Origin of the sequence: Glaciecola sp. SC05 (genome assembly GCF_041380235.1) — a bacterium.
GTDB lineage: Bacteria > Pseudomonadota > Gammaproteobacteria > Enterobacterales > Alteromonadaceae > Glaciecola.
Genome location: NZ_JBGIYY010000014.1, coordinates 89,475 through 108,671 on the forward strand (window position 1 = coordinate 89,475; position 19,197 = coordinate 108,671).

Here is a 19,197-nt window from a genome sequence, read left to right on the forward strand (position 1 = left end):
TCGTTTAATCCGAACTTGAGCTAGCTCAACGCACATGGCAAACTGCAAACATGCTAAGTACATTACAAACCCTTGCTGAAAGCGCCTTATGTAACTCGCTAAAAAAGCTAGAGGCAACGCCATTTGAATGCGAATCTAAGCCACTTATATTATTAAACCAGCGGGGACGTATTGCGGGCGCGGCAGTTTTGCAGCGTAATATTATAAAACTACAGCCTAAACTTTTTGCACAAAATCAAGACTACTTTGTGTCAGATGTGATTCCCCATGAGTTAGCCCATCTTGTCGTATATCAGCACTATGGACGGGTAAAACCCCATGGAAAAGAATGGCGTTATATTATGCAGGAACTGCTTGGAGTGGCCCCTAGAGTCACTCACACACTAGATGTGAAAAAGGCTGGGATAAAGATGTATGACTATACTTGCGCTTGCGCCACTGTGCAGCTAAGCGCTATTCGGCATAACCGTATTGTTCAAGGTAAACAAAGCTACTTATGCCGTTCATGTCACCAAGCTTTGCAAGCAGTTACTTAAAAAAGATCTTTAGTAAAGGCTCGGTCGAGTTCCTTAAAAGCAGTTCGGAGTAGTCTTGCTAGCTCTTTAAACCGAGGTTTTGGTGGCAGCGTCTCTAAGGCACAACCCTGTTGCTGCATTTTAGAATGAATATCTCGACACCACACCATCATGCTCGGAGGTAAGACTTGATTTGAACGATTGCCTAGCCAAAACAAACCTTGTAGCGGCAACGAAATAAAGAAAATACCAACGGTCAAGGCCTGAGCTAAAAACTCGCCGCCCAGATAATGCAACTGTAGAGCAACCATCATAATTGCGATAGGCGGCATTACCTGAATACCAAACTTCGTGGCTGAGATAATTCGGCATTCGGGAAACATAGTGTAAAGCTGTTTTTCCATTGGCCAAATGCGCATGTATTCACGGCCGTCTTTTATGTAAGTGGGTATAAGATGTAACATATTGCTCTCGCAAATCCTTCATCGAAACTACTAAAAGAATAACATAAATGCTACTCTTAGTAGCAATTATTACTGCAGTTAAATCGCTAAGTAATCGTCTTGAATAATAGCGTATATACGCATTGGCAGATGTTTTAGCGCAGTTTCTAAGCAAACCAAGCTGTAAAAATCATTGAAAAGCTCAAACTCGTCCGCATATTTGCGTTCATCAATTATTTGTTCGGAGAAGTAAATGGCAACCACCAGACACGTGCCACTGTTAATATTGGGTTCAGGACCCGCAGGCTACAGCGCCGCAGTATATGCAGCAAGAGCCAATCTTACCCCGGTGTTGCTCACCGGCATTCAACAGGGCGGGCAGTTAACCACCACCACAGAGGTTGAAAACTGGCCTGGCGATCCGGATGATCTTACCGGTCCTGATTTGATGATCAGAATGCAAAAGCATGCTGAAAAATTCGATACTGAAATTATTTTTGACCATATTAACGAAACACATCTCAAGGAGCGCCCTTTCACCTTAAAAGGTGATAATGGCACCTATACCTGCGACGCCTTAATTATCGCAACAGGAGCCTCAGCAAAGTACTTAGGCCTTGAAAGTGAGACTAAGTTTATGGGCAAAGGCGTAAGTGCCTGCGCAACATGCGACGGATTTTTCTATCGCAATCAAAAAGTGGCGGTGGTAGGCGGCGGCAATACCGCTGTTGAAGAAGCTTTATATTTATCGAATATCGCCTCTGAAGTTCATGTTGTGCATCGCAGAGACAGTTTCAGAAGTGAAAAGATTCTTGCTGACCGCTTAATGGAAAAGGCTAAAAACGGCAACGTTGTACTGCATTTAAACAAAACATTAGAAGAGGTTATGGGTGATGATATGGGTGTCACCGGAATCAAAATTTCGGATACTGCGACCAAGGAAATAAGTGACATTAACGTAATGGGCGTATTCATTGCTATCGGCCATAGCCCAAACACCGATATTTTTGCCGGTGAACTTGAAATGAAAGATGGGTATATTGTGGTCAATAGTGGCCTGCATGGCAACGCTACACAAACCAGTATACCGGGTGTATTTGCTGCCGGTGATGTAAGCGACCATGTCTACAGGCAGGCGATTACCTCGGCAGGCACAGGCTGTATGGCTGCACTAGACGCTGAAAAATACCTCGACGCGCTATAGTTGAATCATTACCGCCAGCCTTTTTATAAACAGGAAGCGTAAGCTTATGGGTGTATCATGTTAGAGTTGTTTAGACTTGATCATGAGCTTACGTTTCCCGCCGTTGAGCTAGCCTTAAATGAACCTAACGGTCTGCTTGCTTTTGGCGGCGATTTGTCGCCACAGCGCTTAGTGCATGCTTACCATCAAGGTATCTTTCCATGGTTTAGTGAAGGCGAGCCCTTATTGTGGTGGTCGCCCGACCCTAGAGGTATTATCTACACGCAAGACTTTCAAGCCTCTCGCAGTTTGAAAAAAAGTATTCGCAAGAACACCTTCAGCGTAACTATGAATATGGATTTCATTAGTGTCATTCAGCAATGCGCAAATATTCCCAGACAAAAAATCATCAACAATCAACAGGAGTATGCAAATACAACCTGGATCACCGAAGAAATGATTGGATCGTACTTATCATTGCATCAGCAGGGCTGGGCGCACTCCGTTGAAGTATGGGATGAAGCAGGAGAACTTGCCGGCGGTCTATATGGGATTGCGATCAATGGAGGGTTTTGTGGTGAATCAATGTTTCATCTAAAAACAGACGCCAGCAAAGCAGCATTTTGGGCGCTAATTGTGCATATGCGAAGCTTTGGCCTGACATTTATCGACTGTCAAATGATGAATCCACATCTGGCAACGCTTGGCTGTAGAGAAATTCCGAGAAAGCAGTTTATAAAAATGTGGCGCGAGGCTATTCTCAAAAAAATTAGCAGTGACTGCTGGCGACAACAGTCGCTAAGGTTTGAACTATGAAGTTTGGCGTGACCCAGCGCTTCACATGCAATTATTTGCCAGCGCAAGAAGAGCAGCTATTGGTATGTATGTCACCAAGCGAAGATTTGCCTGAACTGTATAATCAGTTAATGCATGCAGGGTTTCGAAGAAGCGGCGAACAACTATATCGCCCCCACTGCCCGGCCTGCACAAAATGCAATTCTGTTAGAATATTGTGCGAGCACTTTACGCCAAGCAAAAGTCAAAGGCGCATCATCAATAAAAATAGCGACTTACTTGTAAAAATGACCGGTCACGAGCGAGATGATTACTACCAACTTTATGCTCAATACATTGAAGCCCTGCATGCAGATGGCAGCATGTACCCACCAAGCTATAGTCAATACCGAAACTTTATTAGGTGCCAATGGCAGGACCCGTTATTTATCGAAGCGCGCAGCGCAAGCGGGGAATTGCTAGCTGTTGCGGTCACCGACAAAATAGCCGATGGGCTCTCAGCACTCTACACTTACTACTCACCAGAGCATGGTGCACGCTCCCTTGGTAAATTTATGATCATGCAGCAAATTGAACATGCTAAAAGACTAGACTTACCGCACCTTTACTTAGGTTATCAGATTGATGACTGTCGAAAAATGAACTACAAAACCGCATTTACGCCATATCAAAGATTAATCGAGAATCACTGGCGACTGTTTACTTGAAGCGCTCTTTTAGTTGCAAATTCCCTTTGATATTCCATAAAAGTTAAAATTCGACATGAAAACCGCTGATAATCAGTGAAACACATAGTTATTGTTAGGAAATACTTTACTAATTATGGGTTTTTGGTTAGAGTTCGCGCGGCAAAAATTTATCAATAACATTTGGGGTAACTGCTGTAAATGGCAAAAGAAGACTGCATTGAAATGGAAGGTACCGTACAAGATACACTTCCAAATACCATGTTTCGCGTAGAACTTGAAAATGGTCACGTTGTGACTGCTCATATATCTGGAAAGATGCGTAAAAACTATATTCGTATTCTCACGGGTGACAAAGTCACTGTTGAAATGACACCCTATGATTTAAGCAAAGGTCGTATTATTTATCGCGCAAGATAGTCGTCAGTGGACGACTGATTTAGGCAGTTTGTTTTAAATCTGCGTGGCCGCTAAAATACGAGCAGCCTCTGATATGATCTACGGAACCTAAATTCAGCAAACAAAAAACCCCGCTTATAGCGGGGTTTCTCATTTCTCAGTGTGTCTATTAGGCTTCGCTTTTTTGTGCTTCAATACTGCTATATTTGAAAGTGAGCTTGTCATTTCTTAAGCCTACTTTGACTTCCCCGCCTTTACTCAATTGACCAAATAATAGCTCTGACGCTAATTCACGTTTGAGCTGGTCTTGAATTAAACGTGCCATCGGTCTTGCGCCCATTGCCTTATCGTAGCCTTGAGCAGCTAACCAAGCCCGTGCCTTTTCACTGACTTCTAAGGATACGCCCTTAGCATCCAACTGCGCCTGAAGTTCGATGATAAATTTATCAACCACCTGCAGAATAACTTCTTGATCAAGATGGTTAAACCATACAATACTGTCTAAGCGATTTCTAAACTCAGGTGTAAAGGTACGATTAATCTCACTCATCGCATCATGACTGTGGTCTTGCTGTTTAAAGCCAATAGACTTTTTAACAGTATCTCGCACACCTGCGTTGGTGGTCATCACTAATACTACATTACGGAAATCTACCTTACGGCCGTTGTTATCGGTTAATGTTCCATGGTCCATAACCTGTAGCAGGATGTTATAGATGTCGCTATGGGCCTTCTCGATTTCATCTAACAATACCACCGAATAGGGGTGCTTAATTACGGCATCGGTTAATAGTCCGCCCTGATCAAAACCTACATAACCCGGAGGCGCGCCGATTAAACGACTTATCGCGTGACGCTCCATATATTCAGACATATCAAAGCGCACCAGCTCAACACCCATAATTTTCGCTAACTGTTGAGTTACTTCAGTTTTACCAACACCGGTTGGCCCTGCAAACAAAAAGTTACCGATGGGTTTAGCTTCGTTACCTAAACCTGAACGAGACAGCTGTATGGCGTCAGATAGCTTCTCAATGGCTTGATCTTGACCAAACACGACCATCTTAAGATTGCGACTTAGGTTTTTCAGTACATCTTTATCAGAGGCTGATACCGATTTCTCTGGTATCCTTGCAATCTTTGAGATAATTAACTCAATATCAGACACATTGATCGTTTTCTTGCGCTTAGATGCGGGCAACAAGCGCTGACTTGCGCCAGCCTCATCCATAACGTCAATAGCTTTATCAGGCAGATGACGCTCGTTAATATATTTCGCTGAAAGTTCCGCCGCCGCTTGAATCGCTTTGTTAGTAAAGCGCACGCTGTGATGCTCTTCATAACGAGATTTTAGGCCCATCAATATTTTAGTGGTGTCGCTAACACTTGGCTCAAGTACATCAATTTTTTGGAATCTACGTGCAAGCGCACGATCTTTTTCGAAAATTCCTTGGTATTCTTGATAAGTCGTCGAACCAACACATCTTAATTCACCGCTACTCAATTTTGGCTTGAGCAGGTTAGACGCATCCATCACCCCGCCCGACGCCGCACCAGCCCCGATAATAGTATGAATTTCATCAATGAATAAAATTGCTTTGGTGTCTTTGGTAAGCTCTTTCAATATTCCTTTCAGGCGTTTTTCAAAATCACCTCGGTATTTCGTACCGGCCAACAGCGCACCTAAATCGAGCGAGTATATCGTGCTATCAGAAATTACCTCTGGTACATCGTTATTAACGATGCGATAGGCTAGACCTTCGGCAATGGCTGTTTTGCCGACACCGGCTTCACCAACTAGCAATGGATTGTTCTTTCTGCGGCGGCATAAAATCTGAATGGACCGTTCCACTTCACTATCGCGGCCAATGAGCGGATCTATTTTGCCCTCTTTTGCGGCAACATTTAGATTACTTGCATACTTAGAAAGCATCGATTGATTTTCTTCATTCTCGCCCGCCTCTTCATTGACTTCTTCAGAATGGCTTTCGTCTTCGTCAGCTTTGCTAACACCGTGCGATATAAAATTGACCACATCTAAGCGAGTCACATCTGATTTTTTCAGAATATAGACCGCTTGCGACTCTTGCTCGCTAAAGATCGCCACCAACACATTCGCTCCGGAAACTTCACCTTTACCAGACGACTGTACATGGAAAACAGCCCGTTGCAATACCCGCTGAAAACCCAGCGTTGGTTGAGTTTCACGTTCGGCGCTGTCATCTTCTGTGATGAGCGGTGTTGTCTCATTGACAAACTCAGTCAGTTCAACACGCAGAGCCTCTACTTTCGCTCCGCAGGCTTTGAGTGCCTCGTTAGCAGCAGAGTTATCGAGCAGCATTAACAGCAAGTGCTCGACAGTCATAAATTCGTGACGATTTTGACGCGCATATACAAAGGCTTCGTTTAAAGTCTGTTCTAAATCTTTATTAAGCATAATTTCCCCTTTTACTGCGCTGGTTCCATAGTACACATCAACGGGTGTTGATGTTTACGAGAATATTGGTTGACCTGCATTACTTTTGTTTCTGCTATCTCTGCAGTATATATGCCACAAACGGCCTTTCCTTGATAATGCACTGTTAACATTAGCTGATTAGCCTTTTCTAAGTCCATCGAAAAGAATCGCGTTAATACCTCTATTACAAAGTCCATCGGCGTGTAATCGTCGTTGTTTAGCATTACTTTATACATCGGCGGCGGTTGTGTTTTTTGCTTTTGCAGCTCAATTAGTTTTTCGCCTTCGATACTCACAATATTTCGTTTACTCATCTTCAGTTTCAATTACTATAATCTGGGTTTAATTTAGCGCAAGCATTCTTTTATTAACTATTAGTTAAAAAGGATGGGTTTAAAACTTGACAACTTCAATGCTCACCCCCTAAAGTTAACATATTGAGGCGCCAAATCTTGTTTACGCTTCATGACCGTCACCACTGGTAAGATTGGTTAAATCTATTATTCGTAGTATACATAGTGGAGTCGGGATCAAAAGTTTTCAAGCATTACAATAGGAAGTTGTATAATGGCATTGGGTAAAGTGAAATGGTTTAATAACGCGAAGGGCTTCGGATTTATCGTTCCCGAAGACGGTGGTGAAGATATATTCGCACATTATTCTACAATTCAAATGGAAGGCTATCGGTCGCTAAAAGCAGGGCAACAAGTTACTTTCGACATTGAACAAGGTCCTAAAGGGCTGCATGCCGAAAATATTGACCTGGCAGATGAAGAGCCTAGCCGTTAATCATCACTAATCAACGGCGCTAAATTACAAAAAAAAGTAGGTTACGGCCTGCTTTTTTATGTGCGCTTAAGTTAAGGCTAATCTGCAAAACTTTATTGCATCTTCACTGGTGTTTTTTCCGAAAACCAATCTTTATTCAGTATATATCGATTTGCTATATGTAATTTGCAAAACATTACATCTCACCTTTTTTACAATCCCCAGAGAATAATAAGATTAAGACCTCATAATTCGTTATCATTCCTACATAAATTATCGTCGCAACTTGCGATCACTAAGCTTTGGTAACTAAGACCATGTCTGAACGAAAAATTATTCTGTTTAATAAACCACACATGGTTTTATGCCAATTTACTGAGGCCGAAAATCGTATTTCCTTGAAAGAATTTATACCTATCCCTGAGGTCTATGCTGCTGGAAGGCTAGATCACGACAGTGAGGGACTATTGGTGCTCACAAACGACGGCAAGTTGATTCATGAGCTTTCCCACCCAGACAACAAAGTGAGCAAAACTTATTGGGTCCAGGTTGAGGGTGAGCCCAATACACAAGCACTCAAGGCGCTGTCTGAGGGTGTGGAACTTAAAGATGGAATAACACTACCTGCGAAAGTAAACATCATTCATGAGCCACATGTATGGCCACGTAACCCGCCCATTCGTGAGCGAAAATTTATCCCTACAACATGGTTGAGTATCACCTTAAAAGAGGGCCGCAATAGACAAGTACGGAGAATGACGGCGCATATTGGTCACCCTACCCTGCGTTTGATTCGTTATCGTATTGGCAGTTGGACTATTGACGGTATTGAAAACGGCAGTTATGTAGAGGTTTAAAGGTTCACAAACTTAGCCTCTGGGCGTACCCTAAAAAGGAAAGCTTTGCTATACTCCGCGCTCGTTTTAATTTGTCTAGAACATATACCTAAAAAATACGTATAAGAAAACATGAGCATCACTGCGAGTACTGAAAACAACATCAAAGTCATTGTCGGCATGTCTGGCGGTGTAGACTCATCTGTGTCTGCTTTACTATTGCAACAGCAGGGCTATCAAGTTGAAGGTCTTTTCATGAAAAACTGGGAAGAAGATGACAATGATGAATACTGTGCAGCGGCGGAAGACTTAGCGGATGCTCAAGCGGTTGCCGATAAGCTTGGTATCAAACTGCATAAAATAAATTTTGCAGCCGAATACTGGGACAATGTGTTTGAATATTTTTTAGCAGAGTACAAAGCAGGTCGAACGCCAAACCCCGATATCATGTGCAATAAGGAAATAAAGTTTAAGGCGTTTTTAGAATTTGCCGCCGAAGACTTAGGCGCCGATTTCATTGCAACCGGTCATTATTGCCAGCGGCGGCTAATTAATGGCAAATGGCAGTTGCTGCGCGGGCATGACGCCAACAAAGATCAAAGTTACTTTTTGTATACATTAAGCCATGAACATATTGCCAAAACACTCTTTCCTATCGGTGATATCGATAAACCTGAAGTGCGTAAGATTGCCGAGCAGCATGATCTCGTTACACACAATAAAAAAGACAGTACCGGTATCTGTTTTATTGGCGAGCGCAAATTCAAAGATTTTTTAGCTCAATATCTACCGGCCCAGCCTGGTATCATCGAAACCGTTGACGGGGAATCTATTGGCAAGCACGAAGGGCTTATGTACCATACTTTGGGCCAGCGTAAAGGTCTTTTCATCGGTGGCTCCGCTAATCACGGCGAACAACCTTGGTATGTGGTAGACAAAGACATCCAAAGAAACGTATTAATTGTTGCACAAGGTGCTGACCATCCGCGCTTGTATTCCGATGGGTTGATTGCTGATCAGATTCACTGGGTCTCTCGGACTCCCTTGACTCAGCCTTTTAGGGCAACTGTAAAAACCCGCTATCGTCAAAGTGACATTCCCTGTACTTTAACACCGCTTGATAAAAATAGAATTCACGTGGTTTTTGACACCCCACAAAAAGCCGTGACACCTGGACAATCAGCAGTATTTTATGCCGACGATGTATGTCTTGGCGGCGCCATTATTGATGCTTATTTTGTCAACAATACTCAATCTTCTTCACAGGCAGAAAGCGCACAATGACAAACGAAATAAATGAACAACTTCTTGCTCTTGCTGGTGTCTGTCAGGCGGCTAAATTGGTGCAGTCAGTTGCGCGCAAAGGAGAAGCAGACGAAGCGGCGATTGAAGCGAGCATTTCTAGTATTTTAGTGACTAACCCTGAGAATACCCAGCAGGTGTATGGCGCTATTACAAATTTAAGGATCGGTTTTAGCACCTTAATTGACCAGCTCGACAACAGCAGCAAAGTCAAAGACGTTGAGCTTACTCGCTATATTGCATCCATTTTAAGTCTTGAGCGTAAGCTTTCACGAAACAGGGCAGCCTTAAATGAGCTGGGTGAGCGAGTGTCACATGTGCAGCGTCAAACCGCTCATGTTGGCTTTGAAAACATCCAAATTTTGTCTTCCTTGGCGAGCATATATTCCGATGTTGTTAGCCCTCTCGCACAAAAAATACAAATTGCCGGCACGCCAGAAGTGCTGAGTGTCGAGAGTAACCAAAAGAAAGTCCGCACCCTATTGTTAGCGGGCATACGCTCTGCGGTATTGTGGCGTCAACTTGGTGGACAACGCAGGCAAATATTATTTTCTCGCAACAAGCTAGTGACATCCGCTAAGCAAACACTGCGATATATGGACTAGACCTTAAATATTCTATGTTGAACGCATAATCTTTTACCGACTTCACAGGAACTACCATGGATTTATCATCACTCACCGCTCTTTCTCCCGTTGATGGCCGTTATGGCGAAAAAACCAAAGCGTTGCGCGCTAGTTTTAGTGAGTTTGGTTTGATTAAAAGCCGAATTGAAGTAGAAGTAAGATGGCTTCAAGCACTAGCAAATCACCCTGAAATTACAGAAGTCCCAGCATTTTCACAACAGGCTAATGCGCTACTCAATGCCATTGTTAGCGAATTCTCATTAGCAGACGCGGCGCGTATAAAAGAAATAGAGCGTACGACTAATCATGATGTCAAAGCGGTAGAATACTTTTTAAAAGAAAAGATAGAAGATAACCAAGAGATAAATAAAATCGCTGAGTTTATTCACTTCGCTTGCACCTCTGAAGATATTAATAATCTCTCACACGCGTTAATGCTCAAGCAAGGATTAGAGGAAGTTGTGTTACCTCAGACCAAGCAATTGATTGGCGCAATTGCTGAATTAGCAAAACGCTATAAAACGCTGCCAATGATGGCACGCACTCACGGACAACCGGCATCTCCTACAACACTTGGCAAAGAGATGGCTAACGTTGCAGCAAGACTGGCTCGACAGGCGGCACAAATCGCAAATGTCGCATTGCTCGGTAAAATAAACGGTGCCGTGGGCAACTATAATGCGCATATAAGTGCCTATCCAGATATTGACTGGCACACATTTGCCAGACAGTTCGTAGAGGGCTTGGGCCTAGTGCATAACCCCTACACCACACAAATTGAACCCCATGATTATATTGCCGAGCTCTACGACGCCATCGCTCGATTTAATATTATTTTGATAGATTTTGACCGGGACATTTGGGGCTACATTGCACTTGGCCATTTCAAACAAAAGACCATCGCCGGTGAAATCGGTTCATCAACCATGCCGCACAAAGTCAACCCTATTGATTTCGAAAACTCAGAGGGTAACCTCGGCATCGCTAATGCTATTTTGCAGCACTTAAGCGCGAAACTTCCAGTAAGCCGCTGGCAAAGAGATTTGACCGATTCAACAGTTTTAAGAAACTTAGGAGTCGGCATCGGCTACTCAGTGATTGCCTATCAAGCGAGTCTAAAAGGCATCAGTAAGTTGGAAGTGAATGAGCAAAGTTTAGCACAGGAACTAGATGCCAATTGGGAACTTATGGCGGAGCCGATTCAAACGGTGATGCGACGCTACGGTATCGAAAAGCCATATGAGAAGCTCAAAGAGCTCACTCGTGGAAAGAAAGTCGATAGCCAAGCAATCGCTGTATTTATTGAAGGTTTGGATATGCCGAATGAGGCAAAAGCATCTTTAACAGCCATGTCGCCTGCTAGCTATATTGGTGCTGCAATAGCGTTAACCGATGCGCTTTTGGAAGAATTAAAGTAGGCCTTAAACCAGATTCATATGATAGGTCATTGTCTGACCTAAGCCTTTAAAATTCCAAACTGCGGGAGCCGAGAAAAAGAATCGCTCCTGTGCCAGTTCGTAAGTATGTTTGTCACAATGAATATGCATCGGTGTACAGCTTTTTTCCAAGCGCGAAGCCACTACCACTGATTGGCCCCAAACGTCAAAGCTGGGGCTTTTAAGATTAACTACGCCAGCAGACACCTCGCCTGTTGATACGCCGCACCGCAGCGCCATTGTGGTATCTTTCGCCAGACGACCAAAAATCAAATATAGCTCACGGATCAAGTTTAAACTTTTACAGACTCTGGCTTCATGTTTGCCGTCTTTCAGTTCGCATACAAAGATGTATTGATCGCCATTGGTCTTGATACGCAAACACCCCGATTTACGAATTTCATCATCAAACTCGGCAAACACTCTATTGATCAAATCTATCGCCGCTTGGTCACCAAACTTTTTCATGTAGCTTGTGGAGTTAACAATATCAATAAACACCACCGTCATCGGCGCCTTATACATAAGATCCTGTGCACTGCTTTTACGGTTGTTATGCAGTGAAATAAGCTTGCCAGCAATACGTTCGGGAAAGACTTTATAGATTACATTTGATTGAGACTGAGCAAAATTCTGCGCTTTTTTCCAATTCGATAGTGTCATTTTACGAACGATCCATGCACAACCAAAGCAAGATAACGCTAATACGCTGCTGTTCACCATCGTTAAAAAAGAATAGTCGCTAGCGCCTAAACCGCCTGCTGAATGCAAATGTTGAAATAACAAAAACAAGGCAATGTAGATAGCGCAAAACATGATAAAGAAAGGGGTCTCACGCTCACTGAACATAAACCCTGTCACAAAAAGCGCCAACAAATAAAAGTACTGAAGTGCTAAATCTTGTTGCCATAAGAAACCAGCCGTAGTGATAAAACTGATAAAGCATAACTGCAGTATCCATTTGCTCAAATCAAAACGATTACGTTTTAGCGCCCAAGCACATACCGCAAAGCCAAACATGTGCATAAGTGTGTTGGTAACATGCAAGCCCAAATTAGCGAGCATAGGATCTGGCAGGAAAAACAGCTTAGTGGCTTGCAGCGCCGTCATGATGATTAAGAGATAGGTAACACGCTTCATAATAGAGCGACGAGAATACATAAGATGCTCGCTCTTATTAAAGGTAAATGTGTTCAAATCTCGGTGAAACATGTTTACTTCCGTGTTGGTCAGAATTTCGATATTTAAGCAAAACTCTTCTTTTAATGCACCTGCTCTAAAGTTTGTAATGCCAAAAACATGCCTACTGCTACTGGATATTTAGATCTTCAAAGCTCTTGACGAGATCGTCGAGCTGCTTCATTTGCCTTAGATAACCTTCTAGTTTATCCAAAGGCAATGCGCAGGGCCCATCGCACTTTGCATTATCCGGATCTGGATGTGACTCTATGAACAATCCAGCAATACCCAGTGCCATGCCGCTTCGGGCTAATTCAGCAGCTTGTTTTCGTCTGCCATCGGCCGAATCAGCGCGCCCGCCGGGCTGCTGTAAAGCATGGGTCGCATCAAATATGACGGGGGCCATTGGCTTCATCAAATCCATGCCCAACATATCGACGACCAAATTGTTGTAACCAAAGGAACTGCCGCGCTCGCAAAGCATGATTTTTTGATTGCCGCCTTCAGCAAACTTCTTAATAATGTGGCGCATTTCATGCGGTGCTAAAAACTGCGGCTTCTTTACATTAATCACAGCGCCCGTTTTCGCCATAGCTTCAACCAAATCGGTTTGTCTGGCTAAAAAGGCCGGCAACTGAATGACATCCGCTACTTCGGCTACTGGTGCTGCTTGAAAAGGTTCGTGCACATCGGTAATGATCGGAACGCTGAACGTACGCTTAATTTCTTCAAATATTTTTAAGCCCTCTTGCATACCAGGACCACGGTAGGAATATAGAGATGAACGATTCGCTTTGTCGAACGAAGCTTTAAAGACGTACGAGATCCCCAGTTTTTCGGTGATCTTTACGTAAGTTTCGGCGATGCTCATCGCTAAATCTCTCGATTCAAGCACGTTCATTCCGCCAAATAAAACAAAGGGTTTGTCGTTGCCTACGCTTATGTTGTTGATGTTTACATACTTAATAGCGCTCATAAATGCTGTCCTAGATACGGGTAATTAATAATTTCAAAAACCGATAAGAGTCACTTTGAATTAAGCAAACATTGCTGGGCCGGCAAGACCTAAGCGCGCGGTCATCACGAACCAAACCACAACGCTCACCGCACCGACAATTCGCCATGTGGTTGTTTTTGCCCAACGTAATGTCAAAAAGATGGATAGAATATAAAACACTAGGCCAGTCAATTTAGCAGACGCCCAGCCATTCACAAGGGGGTAAATAGATAACTGAACACATAACCAAACTATGGTCACTAGCAACAGAGTATCAAAGATATGCGGAAGAATTTTTAGCCACTTTTGCTGCAACGCCGGCGATTGACGCATAAGCAAAGCAAAGCGAATTAAAAAGAAAACAAAAGTTAAAATAGCTGCGGTTAAATGCAGGTGTTTTGCGATCATATACATGGCATATCCATTATCGTTATTGTTATCGAACAACAAACATTAGCGCTGTTGCAGTGTTTTCATTATTTCTGATTTAAGATTGCTGACTAAACTCTTGTTAGTGAAGCTTACTTAGTACACATGTATATGCACTAAGTTTTAAATTTGTTCAGTATCTATGCCCGTTTGTTCATTTGAGCCAAAGTCACTCTTGGCTGACCATTGTAATCTGTTTTTGTGGTAATTTGTAAAAAGCCTTTTGCACTTAACAAATCATTAATCGCCTCACTTTGAGTATAGCCATGCTCAATTACCAGATAACCATTTGGCAACAAACAATCATATGCTTGCTCAATGATGCACCTGATATCATCCAAGCCATCTTCGCCAGAGCTAAGCGCGGAGTCGGGTTCAAAGCGCAAATCGCCTTGCTGAAGGTATTCACTGCCGCTCTCGACGTAAGGCGGATTACTGACTATCAAATCAAACTGCAAATGCTTTACTGCCTCTAGCCAATTGCTCTGTAAGAACGCTACAGATAACTGATTACGCTGCGCATTTTGCTTGGCTAATTCAACTGCAGCCGGAACAAAATCGACACCTATAACTTGCCATTTGGGGCGCTCTTTAGCAAGGGCCAAGGCAATTGCGCCAGTGCCGGTGCCCAGATCAATGACCTTTGCAGTTTCTGGCAGTGCTAAGCTTAAAGCCGCCTCTACCAAGCTTTCCGTGTCTTGCCTCGGAATCAAGGTGCAATCGCTTACCGCAAGCGTAAGCGACCAAAAATCTTGAGTGCCAATGATAAATGCAATAGGTACCCCAGATAATCTTTGTGAAAGTAAACTACAAAAATCTTTGCGTAAGTCGGTTGTAACCGTTTCTTCGCCATGGGCAATTTGCCAGCTATGATTTTTGCCACTTGCATGCTCAAAGAGCAATCTTGCCTCTAAAGCCGGCGCACTGTAACTGAGCGATTTTTGCCTGCGGATTTGTGACTCAGCCTGCTTCAATAGTTCTGCCACGCTATGTGCTGGTGCATTCATGACAAATACCTAATCGTCAGACAAAGCGGCCAATAAGTCGGCTTGGTGTTCTTGTCGGATAGGGTCTGACAGCGCCCCAAGGTCACCTGCAATGACGTCGTCTAATTTATATAAAGTCAAATTGATACGGTGATCGCTTACCCTGCCCTGGGGAAAGTTATAGGTGCGAATACGTTCGCTGCGGTCGCCACTGCCCACCAATATTTTGCGGGTACTCGCTTCTTCGGCCGAACGCTTGTCTTGTTCCATTTGATTCAACCTTGCCTGTAGCACAGACATCGCTTTCGCTCGGTTTTTATGCTGTGACCGTTCGTCCTGACACTCCACCACTAAACCGCTGGGTAAATGCGTTAAGCGAATAGCCGAATCGGTTTTGTTAACGTGCTGCCCGCCTGCACCTGAGGCTCGATAGGTATCGACCCGTAAATCTCCGGCATTGATTTCGATGGCCTCAGACTCTGGTACCTCGGGCAATACCGCCACTGTGCAGGCTGATGTATGTATACGACCTTGTGATTCGGTTTCAGGTACACGCTGCACACGATGGCCTCCCGATTCGAATTTTAAAACACCGTAAGCGCCCTCACCGGAGACATTCGCAATGATTTCTTTGTATCCGCCATGCTCACCCTCATTCGCACTCATGACTTCTACGCGCCAACCTTTTGTTTCAGCAAAGCGGCTGTACATACGAAATAGATCACCGGCAAAAATAGCCGCTTCATCACCACCAGCCCCTGCTCTAATCTCTAAAAAGCAGCTGTTGTCGTCGTTTGGGTCTTTGGGAAGCAGTAAGATTTGCAGTGAAGTTTCTAGCTCTTCGGTACGCTGCTTAGCTATTTTCAGCTCCTCTTGAGCCATCTCTCGCATTTCAGGGTCATTTTCTTGAAGCATTTCTAAGGCTGAGGCAATATCACCTTCTGCCGCCTGAAATTCGCCAAACATTTGCACCACACCTTCAAGCTGAGAAAACTCTTTTGATAAAGTACGAAACTTATCTTGATTGCTGATCACACTCGGCTCACCGAGCAATGCCTGAACTTCTTCAAATCGCTCAACTAAGGTTTCGAGTTTATGGACAACTGACTGTTTCATTTTATTCCTGTTTAGTAGGCAATGCGCCATTTAAATTAAAGGCATCTGATAGCAAGTTCAAGCTTTGGGTGTGCTGCTCTTGGATTGCAGTTTGTAAAGCTTTTGTGGGTCCGTGCATCATTTGTTGGCTAAGTTTATAGCTGAGTTCTTGCAGCACCGTCTGAGTATCTTCGCCGCTGGCAATTCGCTGCATTGCCTTTTCAGTTAGGCTATCTCTTAAGTGCCTAGCTTGCTCGCGATAGGTTTTGATTAAATCAACATGCAGTGACTGTTGCTGCCACTGATCAAATTCATGCACCTTTTCTTTGATTAATTTTAAGGCCTGCTCAGCGGCCTGTTCTCTATTTGCAAGATTTTGATCAATGATATCTTGTAAGTCGTCTACCGTATATAAATAAGCGTCGTCTAGGTCAGCCACTTCGCTTTCAATATCTCTGGGCACCGCTAAATCTAGTAAAAGCATAGGCTTGTGCTTGCGAGACTTTAGTGCTGACTCCACCATTCCTTTGCCAATTAGCGGCAAGGCACTGGCGGTTGAGCTGATCACCACATCTGCCTGTGCTAGATGCGCAGGGATTTGACTGATGGTAATTGCCTGACCATTTAATCCATCAGCAAGCAGTTGCGCATTTTTTAAGGTGCGGTTAGCAACCGTAATTGACTTCGCATTTGCCTGCTGAAGATGTTTTGCCACCAGTTCGATGGTTTCCCCGGCTCCGACTAATAATATATGGCTTTTGTCTATCGCCGAAAAAATTTGTTTGGTCAATTTAACAGCGGCATAAGCCACCGACACCGCGTTTGCACCAATCCCGGTTTGACTGCGAACTTGCTTAGCCACTGCAAAGGTGGTTTGAAATAGTTTTTCAAAATGCGAATTGATAGTGCCCGCGCGCTTTGCTTCCATAAAGGACTGTTTTACCTGACCGAGAATCTGCGGCTCACCCAAGATCAGAGAATCGAGACCTGCTGCAACGCGCATAAGATGCTGTACCGCATTCATTTCATCATGTTGATAAAGGTGCTGCTCGATATCCACCAAGTTAATGTTGTGCAGCTCAGCTAACCATTGAACGGCGTCTGCTTTCGTAAGATGCTCAGTGTTGATATAGAGTTCAGTGCGATTGCAAGTCGACAAGATTACCAGTTCGTTGGTCTGGCTTGCATCGCGAAATTGCACCAAGGTTTCGACCAGTTTATCTGGCGTAAAAGCAACTCTTTCCCTGAGCGCGACGGGCGCAGAGTGATGGTTTAAACCTATGGTATAAAAGGGCATTAAATTTAGCGGCACTTGCACTTACTAAAAGACAGCGCATTGTAGTAAAATCCCACTTTAATTAAAAGGATAACCGCGTGTATTTCAGTTTTGAGACTGTCAAGCTGGTAACATTTGCGCTAATTTAGCATCAATAGATAGATTCCTAATGATTGAAAGGTAAAGCTTTTGAAAATATTGATAAGCAAATATGCACTTATAGCACTCAGCACCCTGTTTATTTCAGGCTGCGCAACCGTGCATCATGATGTCAGCCAAGCACAAAGCGCAGCCCAACAAGTCGCCCAACAGGAATTGGAACAATTACAGAATTGGTCGGTCCGTGGCAAGCTAGCGATTATATCCCTAGATGAACGCAAAAGCGCCAGTATCGCTTGGCAACAACATCAAGATAAGCTCACTATGACCTTAACCACAGTAGTGGGTACGACAATCGCTAAATTGTTTTATGATGGTGAGATGGCAACCCTCACCGCCGACGGACAAACCTGGCAAGACCCTTCGCCTTCTGCGCTTATCTATCGGATCACTGGCTGGGAAGTGCCGGTCGAGTCCTTAAAGTATTGGATGAAAGGTCAAGTAAATGCAGATCTCGTATCTGAATACTTTGACAATGGCTTAGTCAAATCCATGACCGCAGGTTGTGAGCAGTGCTTAGTGTGGCAGGTAAACTATAATGCCTATGCAGAGTTTACCCTGAACGAAACTTTGTATACTTTGCCCACTTCTCTTCGCCTAAACCAAAGCAGTACCCAAACATCTTTGATCATGCGCATTGACCAATGGAAAGCAAAGGATGTTTAGTCATAGCAAGGTTACTTGGTTGCCCAGTCCTGCCAAACTGAATTTATTTCTGCATATTTGTGGGCGCTTAGATAATGGCTACCATTCGCTACAAAGTATCTTTCAAATATTAGATTATGGGGATGAAGTAGGCTTTCAATTAGGTCAAGAAGAGCCTGCAATCGTATTGAAAAACAACATTGAAGGCCTTGCTACAAAAGACAACCTAATTTATCGAGCGGCGCATGCACTGTTGCCATTTCGAAAGAATCAGCATGCTATTGAAATTAGTTTACGTAAAGTACTGCCCATGGGCGGAGGCATCGGCGGTGGTTCGTCAAATGCAGCGACCGTCTTAGTCACCTTAAATATCATTTGGGAATGCGGCTTGAGCCTTGAACAACTGGCCAATATAGGTTTGCAGCTAGGAGCCGATGTACCGGTCTTCGTAAAAGGCCAAACAGCATTCGCCAATGGCGTAGGTGAGCAACTGCAGGCTATTGAATTGCCGATAAAATACTATTTAGTCGCTACGCCTGATGTACAGGTGTCCACGGCTGATGTGTTTGGACATCCTGAGCTCCCCCGCGCTACCCCGCGCATTTGTATAGATGACTATTGCTTTGAAAATACCGCGAATGATTGTCAGACTTTAGTCACCACAATGCATTCTAAAGTTGCAAAATTATTACAGTGGTTGCTACACTACGCTCCGTCGAGAATGACCGGAACCGGTGCTAGCGTATTTGCTATTTTTGATAACAAAGCTAAAGCATTGGAAGTGTTAGAGAATTTACCGGAGGGTGTAAGGGGCTTCGTGGCAAAGGGTGTTAATCGCTCACCTTTACATGATGCACTCATAGATTACATTCCAGATTAAATTTGATAGCAACGAAGAATATAACAAGCAATACCGATTTAATGATGTGTATTCTTGTTTATCTGGTTTACTATATACGCGTTGTTCTTGCTATCCGCCATCAT

Annotated in this window: 21 protein-coding genes; 12 read left to right on the forward strand and 9 right to left on the reverse strand. The window is 43.7% G+C overall.

What is annotated here, in order from left to right; genetic code table 11:
- Positions 1 to 50: 50 nt before the first annotated feature.
- On the forward strand, positions 51 to 536 hold the full coding sequence (locus AB9H30_RS13565; RefSeq protein WP_371195234.1) for a SprT family zinc-dependent metalloprotease: 486 nt from the start codon (positions 51 to 53) through the stop codon (positions 534 to 536).
- On the opposite strand, the gene yfbV is transcribed toward AB9H30_RS13565, so the two are convergent.
- Positions 533 to 979 (reverse strand): terminus macrodomain insulation protein YfbV, encoded by a 447-nt coding sequence (yfbV, locus tag AB9H30_RS13570; protein WP_371195235.1) that lies wholly within the window; start codon positions 977 to 979, stop codon positions 533 to 535. The two genes, AB9H30_RS13565 and yfbV, sit on opposite strands and share 4 nt — an antisense overlap.
- A 232-nt stretch (positions 980 to 1,211) precedes the next feature.
- Here yfbV and trxB point away from each other — a divergent pair, with 232 nt between their 5' ends.
- The 4 genes from trxB to infA all read left to right on the forward strand — a co-directional run bounded on the left by trxB (position 1,212) and on the right by infA (position 4,042).
- On the forward strand, positions 1,212 to 2,162 hold the full coding sequence (gene trxB / locus AB9H30_RS13575) for a thioredoxin-disulfide reductase (protein WP_371195236.1): 951 nt from the start codon (positions 1,212 to 1,214) through the stop codon (positions 2,160 to 2,162).
- A 57-nt stretch (positions 2,163 to 2,219) separates the two neighbouring features.
- Complete coding sequence (aat, locus tag AB9H30_RS13580; RefSeq protein WP_371195237.1) at positions 2,220 to 2,957, forward strand: leucyl/phenylalanyl-tRNA--protein transferase; 738 nt, start codon at positions 2,220 to 2,222, stop codon at positions 2,955 to 2,957.
- Positions 2,954 to 3,643 carry an arginyltransferase gene (locus tag AB9H30_RS13585; protein ID WP_371195238.1) on the forward strand — a complete coding sequence of 230 codons (690 nt, stop codon included), beginning with the start codon at positions 2,954 to 2,956 and terminating at the stop codon, positions 3,641 to 3,643. Before aat ends, AB9H30_RS13585 begins: the two co-directional genes overlap by 4 nt.
- A 180-nt stretch (positions 3,644 to 3,823) precedes the next feature.
- Positions 3,824 to 4,042 carry a translation initiation factor IF-1 gene (gene infA / locus AB9H30_RS13590; protein ID WP_006003271.1) on the forward strand — a complete coding sequence of 73 codons (219 nt, stop codon included), beginning with the start codon at positions 3,824 to 3,826 and terminating at the stop codon, positions 4,040 to 4,042.
- A 148-nt stretch (positions 4,043 to 4,190) separates the two neighbouring features.
- Here the strand turns inward: infA and clpA are convergent, their stop codons facing one another.
- On the reverse strand, positions 4,191 to 6,458 hold the full coding sequence (clpA, locus tag AB9H30_RS13595) for an ATP-dependent Clp protease ATP-binding subunit ClpA (protein WP_371195239.1): 2,268 nt from the start codon (positions 6,456 to 6,458) through the stop codon (positions 4,191 to 4,193).
- Between the two features lie 11 nt (positions 6,459 to 6,469).
- On the reverse strand, positions 6,470 to 6,793 hold the full coding sequence (clpS, locus tag AB9H30_RS13600) for an ATP-dependent Clp protease adapter ClpS (protein ID WP_371195240.1): 324 nt from the start codon (positions 6,791 to 6,793) through the stop codon (positions 6,470 to 6,472).
- A gap of 253 nt (positions 6,794 to 7,046) precedes the next feature.
- On the opposite strand from clpS, the gene cspD reads away from it, so the two are divergent.
- From cspD to purB, 5 genes are all read left to right on the forward strand, one after another.
- A complete protein-coding gene (gene cspD / locus AB9H30_RS13605) occupies positions 7,047 to 7,268 on the forward strand; it encodes a cold shock domain-containing protein CspD (protein WP_371195241.1) in 222 nt (73 codons plus the stop codon).
- Positions 7,269 to 7,564: 296 nt separating this feature from the next.
- A complete protein-coding gene (locus AB9H30_RS13610) occupies positions 7,565 to 8,104 on the forward strand; it encodes a pseudouridine synthase (protein ID WP_371195242.1) in 540 nt (179 codons plus the stop codon).
- Between the two features lie 111 nt (positions 8,105 to 8,215).
- A complete protein-coding gene (mnmA, locus tag AB9H30_RS13615; protein WP_371195243.1) occupies positions 8,216 to 9,367 on the forward strand; it encodes a tRNA 2-thiouridine(34) synthase MnmA in 1,152 nt (383 codons plus the stop codon).
- Complete coding sequence (gene hflD / locus AB9H30_RS13620; protein ID WP_371195244.1) at positions 9,364 to 9,990, forward strand: high frequency lysogenization protein HflD; 627 nt, start codon at positions 9,364 to 9,366, stop codon at positions 9,988 to 9,990. Before mnmA ends, hflD begins: the two co-directional genes overlap by 4 nt.
- Before the next feature lie 56 nt (positions 9,991 to 10,046).
- Positions 10,047 to 11,429: an adenylosuccinate lyase gene (gene purB, locus AB9H30_RS13625; protein WP_371195245.1), complete on the forward strand. Its 1,383-nt coding sequence runs from the start codon at positions 10,047 to 10,049 to the stop codon at positions 11,427 to 11,429.
- 3 nt (positions 11,430 to 11,432) lie between these two features.
- Here the strand turns inward: purB and AB9H30_RS13630 are convergent, their stop codons facing one another.
- The 6 genes from AB9H30_RS13630 to hemA form a co-directional block, all read right to left on the reverse strand.
- The gene (locus tag AB9H30_RS13630) at positions 11,433 to 12,659 is read right to left on the reverse strand and encodes an adenylate/guanylate cyclase domain-containing protein (protein WP_371195246.1); all 1,227 of its coding nucleotides are present in this window, start codon (positions 12,657 to 12,659) and stop codon (positions 11,433 to 11,435) included.
- A gap of 97 nt (positions 12,660 to 12,756) precedes the next feature.
- Complete coding sequence (kdsA, locus tag AB9H30_RS13635) at positions 12,757 to 13,602, reverse strand: 3-deoxy-8-phosphooctulonate synthase (protein ID WP_371195247.1); 846 nt, start codon at positions 13,600 to 13,602, stop codon at positions 12,757 to 12,759.
- A 60-nt stretch (positions 13,603 to 13,662) separates the two neighbouring features.
- Complete coding sequence (locus AB9H30_RS13640; protein ID WP_371195248.1) at positions 13,663 to 14,037, reverse strand: SirB2 family protein; 375 nt, start codon at positions 14,035 to 14,037, stop codon at positions 13,663 to 13,665.
- Between the two features lie 155 nt (positions 14,038 to 14,192).
- A complete protein-coding gene (gene prmC / locus AB9H30_RS13645; RefSeq protein ID WP_371195249.1) occupies positions 14,193 to 15,059 on the reverse strand; it encodes a peptide chain release factor N(5)-glutamine methyltransferase in 867 nt (288 codons plus the stop codon).
- A 9-nt stretch (positions 15,060 to 15,068) separates the two neighbouring features.
- Positions 15,069 to 16,154 carry a peptide chain release factor 1 gene (gene prfA / locus AB9H30_RS13650; protein WP_371195250.1) on the reverse strand — a complete coding sequence of 362 codons (1,086 nt, stop codon included), beginning with the start codon at positions 16,152 to 16,154 and terminating at the stop codon, positions 15,069 to 15,071.
- Position 16,155: 1 nt separating this feature from the next.
- Positions 16,156 to 17,430 carry a glutamyl-tRNA reductase gene (gene hemA / locus AB9H30_RS13655; RefSeq protein WP_371195269.1) on the reverse strand — a complete coding sequence of 425 codons (1,275 nt, stop codon included), beginning with the start codon at positions 17,428 to 17,430 and terminating at the stop codon, positions 16,156 to 16,158.
- 168 nt (positions 17,431 to 17,598) lie between these two features.
- On the opposite strand from hemA, the gene lolB reads away from it, so the two are divergent.
- Entirely contained in the window at positions 17,599 to 18,234 is a 636-nt protein-coding gene (lolB, locus tag AB9H30_RS13660; protein ID WP_371195251.1) for a lipoprotein insertase outer membrane protein LolB, read from the forward strand.
- Positions 18,227 to 19,093, forward strand: a complete 867-nt coding sequence (gene ispE, locus AB9H30_RS13665; RefSeq protein WP_371195252.1) for a 4-(cytidine 5'-diphospho)-2-C-methyl-D-erythritol kinase — start codon at positions 18,227 to 18,229, stop codon at positions 19,091 to 19,093. Before lolB ends, ispE begins: the two co-directional genes overlap by 8 nt.
- Positions 19,094 to 19,197 lie beyond the last annotated feature (104 nt).

What these genes read in the sequence shown, in the direction of transcription:
- kdsA (WP_371195247.1), bottom strand. Translation starts at nt 13,602, where the DNA reads ATGAGCGCTATTAAGTATGTAAACATCAACAACATAAGCGTAGGCAAC.
- mnmA (WP_371195243.1), top strand. Translation starts at nt 8,216, where the DNA reads ATGAGCATCACTGCGAGTACTGAAAACAACATCAAAGTCATTGTCGGC.
- AB9H30_RS13585 (WP_371195238.1), top strand. Translation starts at nt 2,954, where the DNA reads ATGAAGTTTGGCGTGACCCAGCGCTTCACATGCAATTATTTGCCAGCG.
- infA (WP_006003271.1), top strand. Translation starts at nt 3,824, where the DNA reads ATGGCAAAAGAAGACTGCATTGAAATGGAAGGTACCGTACAAGATACA.
- aat (WP_371195237.1), top strand. Translation starts at nt 2,220, where the DNA reads ATGTTAGAGTTGTTTAGACTTGATCATGAGCTTACGTTTCCCGCCGTT.
- AB9H30_RS13610 (WP_371195242.1), top strand. Translation starts at nt 7,565, where the DNA reads ATGTCTGAACGAAAAATTATTCTGTTTAATAAACCACACATGGTTTTA.
- trxB (WP_371195236.1), top strand. Translation starts at nt 1,212, where the DNA reads ATGGCAACCACCAGACACGTGCCACTGTTAATATTGGGTTCAGGACCC.
- AB9H30_RS13630 (WP_371195246.1), bottom strand. Translation starts at nt 12,659, where the DNA reads ATGTTTCACCGAGATTTGAACACATTTACCTTTAATAAGAGCGAGCAT.
- ispE (WP_371195252.1), top strand. Translation starts at nt 18,227, where the DNA reads ATGTTTAGTCATAGCAAGGTTACTTGGTTGCCCAGTCCTGCCAAACTG.
- AB9H30_RS13565 (WP_371195234.1), top strand. Translation starts at nt 51, where the DNA reads ATGCTAAGTACATTACAAACCCTTGCTGAAAGCGCCTTATGTAACTCG.
- hflD (WP_371195244.1), top strand. Translation starts at nt 9,364, where the DNA reads ATGACAAACGAAATAAATGAACAACTTCTTGCTCTTGCTGGTGTCTGT.
- prfA (WP_371195250.1), bottom strand. Translation starts at nt 16,154, where the DNA reads ATGAAACAGTCAGTTGTCCATAAACTCGAAACCTTAGTTGAGCGATTT.
- clpS (WP_371195240.1), bottom strand. Translation starts at nt 6,793, where the DNA reads ATGAGTAAACGAAATATTGTGAGTATCGAAGGCGAAAAACTAATTGAG.
- prmC (WP_371195249.1), bottom strand. Translation starts at nt 15,059, where the DNA reads ATGAATGCACCAGCACATAGCGTGGCAGAACTATTGAAGCAGGCTGAG.
- clpA (WP_371195239.1), bottom strand. Translation starts at nt 6,458, where the DNA reads ATGCTTAATAAAGATTTAGAACAGACTTTAAACGAAGCCTTTGTATAT.
- AB9H30_RS13640 (WP_371195248.1), bottom strand. Translation starts at nt 14,037, where the DNA reads ATGTATATGATCGCAAAACACCTGCATTTAACCGCAGCTATTTTAACT.
- purB (WP_371195245.1), top strand. Translation starts at nt 10,047, where the DNA reads ATGGATTTATCATCACTCACCGCTCTTTCTCCCGTTGATGGCCGTTAT.
- cspD (WP_371195241.1), top strand. Translation starts at nt 7,047, where the DNA reads ATGGCATTGGGTAAAGTGAAATGGTTTAATAACGCGAAGGGCTTCGGA.
- hemA (WP_371195269.1), bottom strand. Translation starts at nt 17,430, where the DNA reads ATGCCCTTTTATACCATAGGTTTAAACCATCACTCTGCGCCCGTCGCG.
- yfbV (WP_371195235.1), bottom strand. Translation starts at nt 979, where the DNA reads ATGTTACATCTTATACCCACTTACATAAAAGACGGCCGTGAATACATG.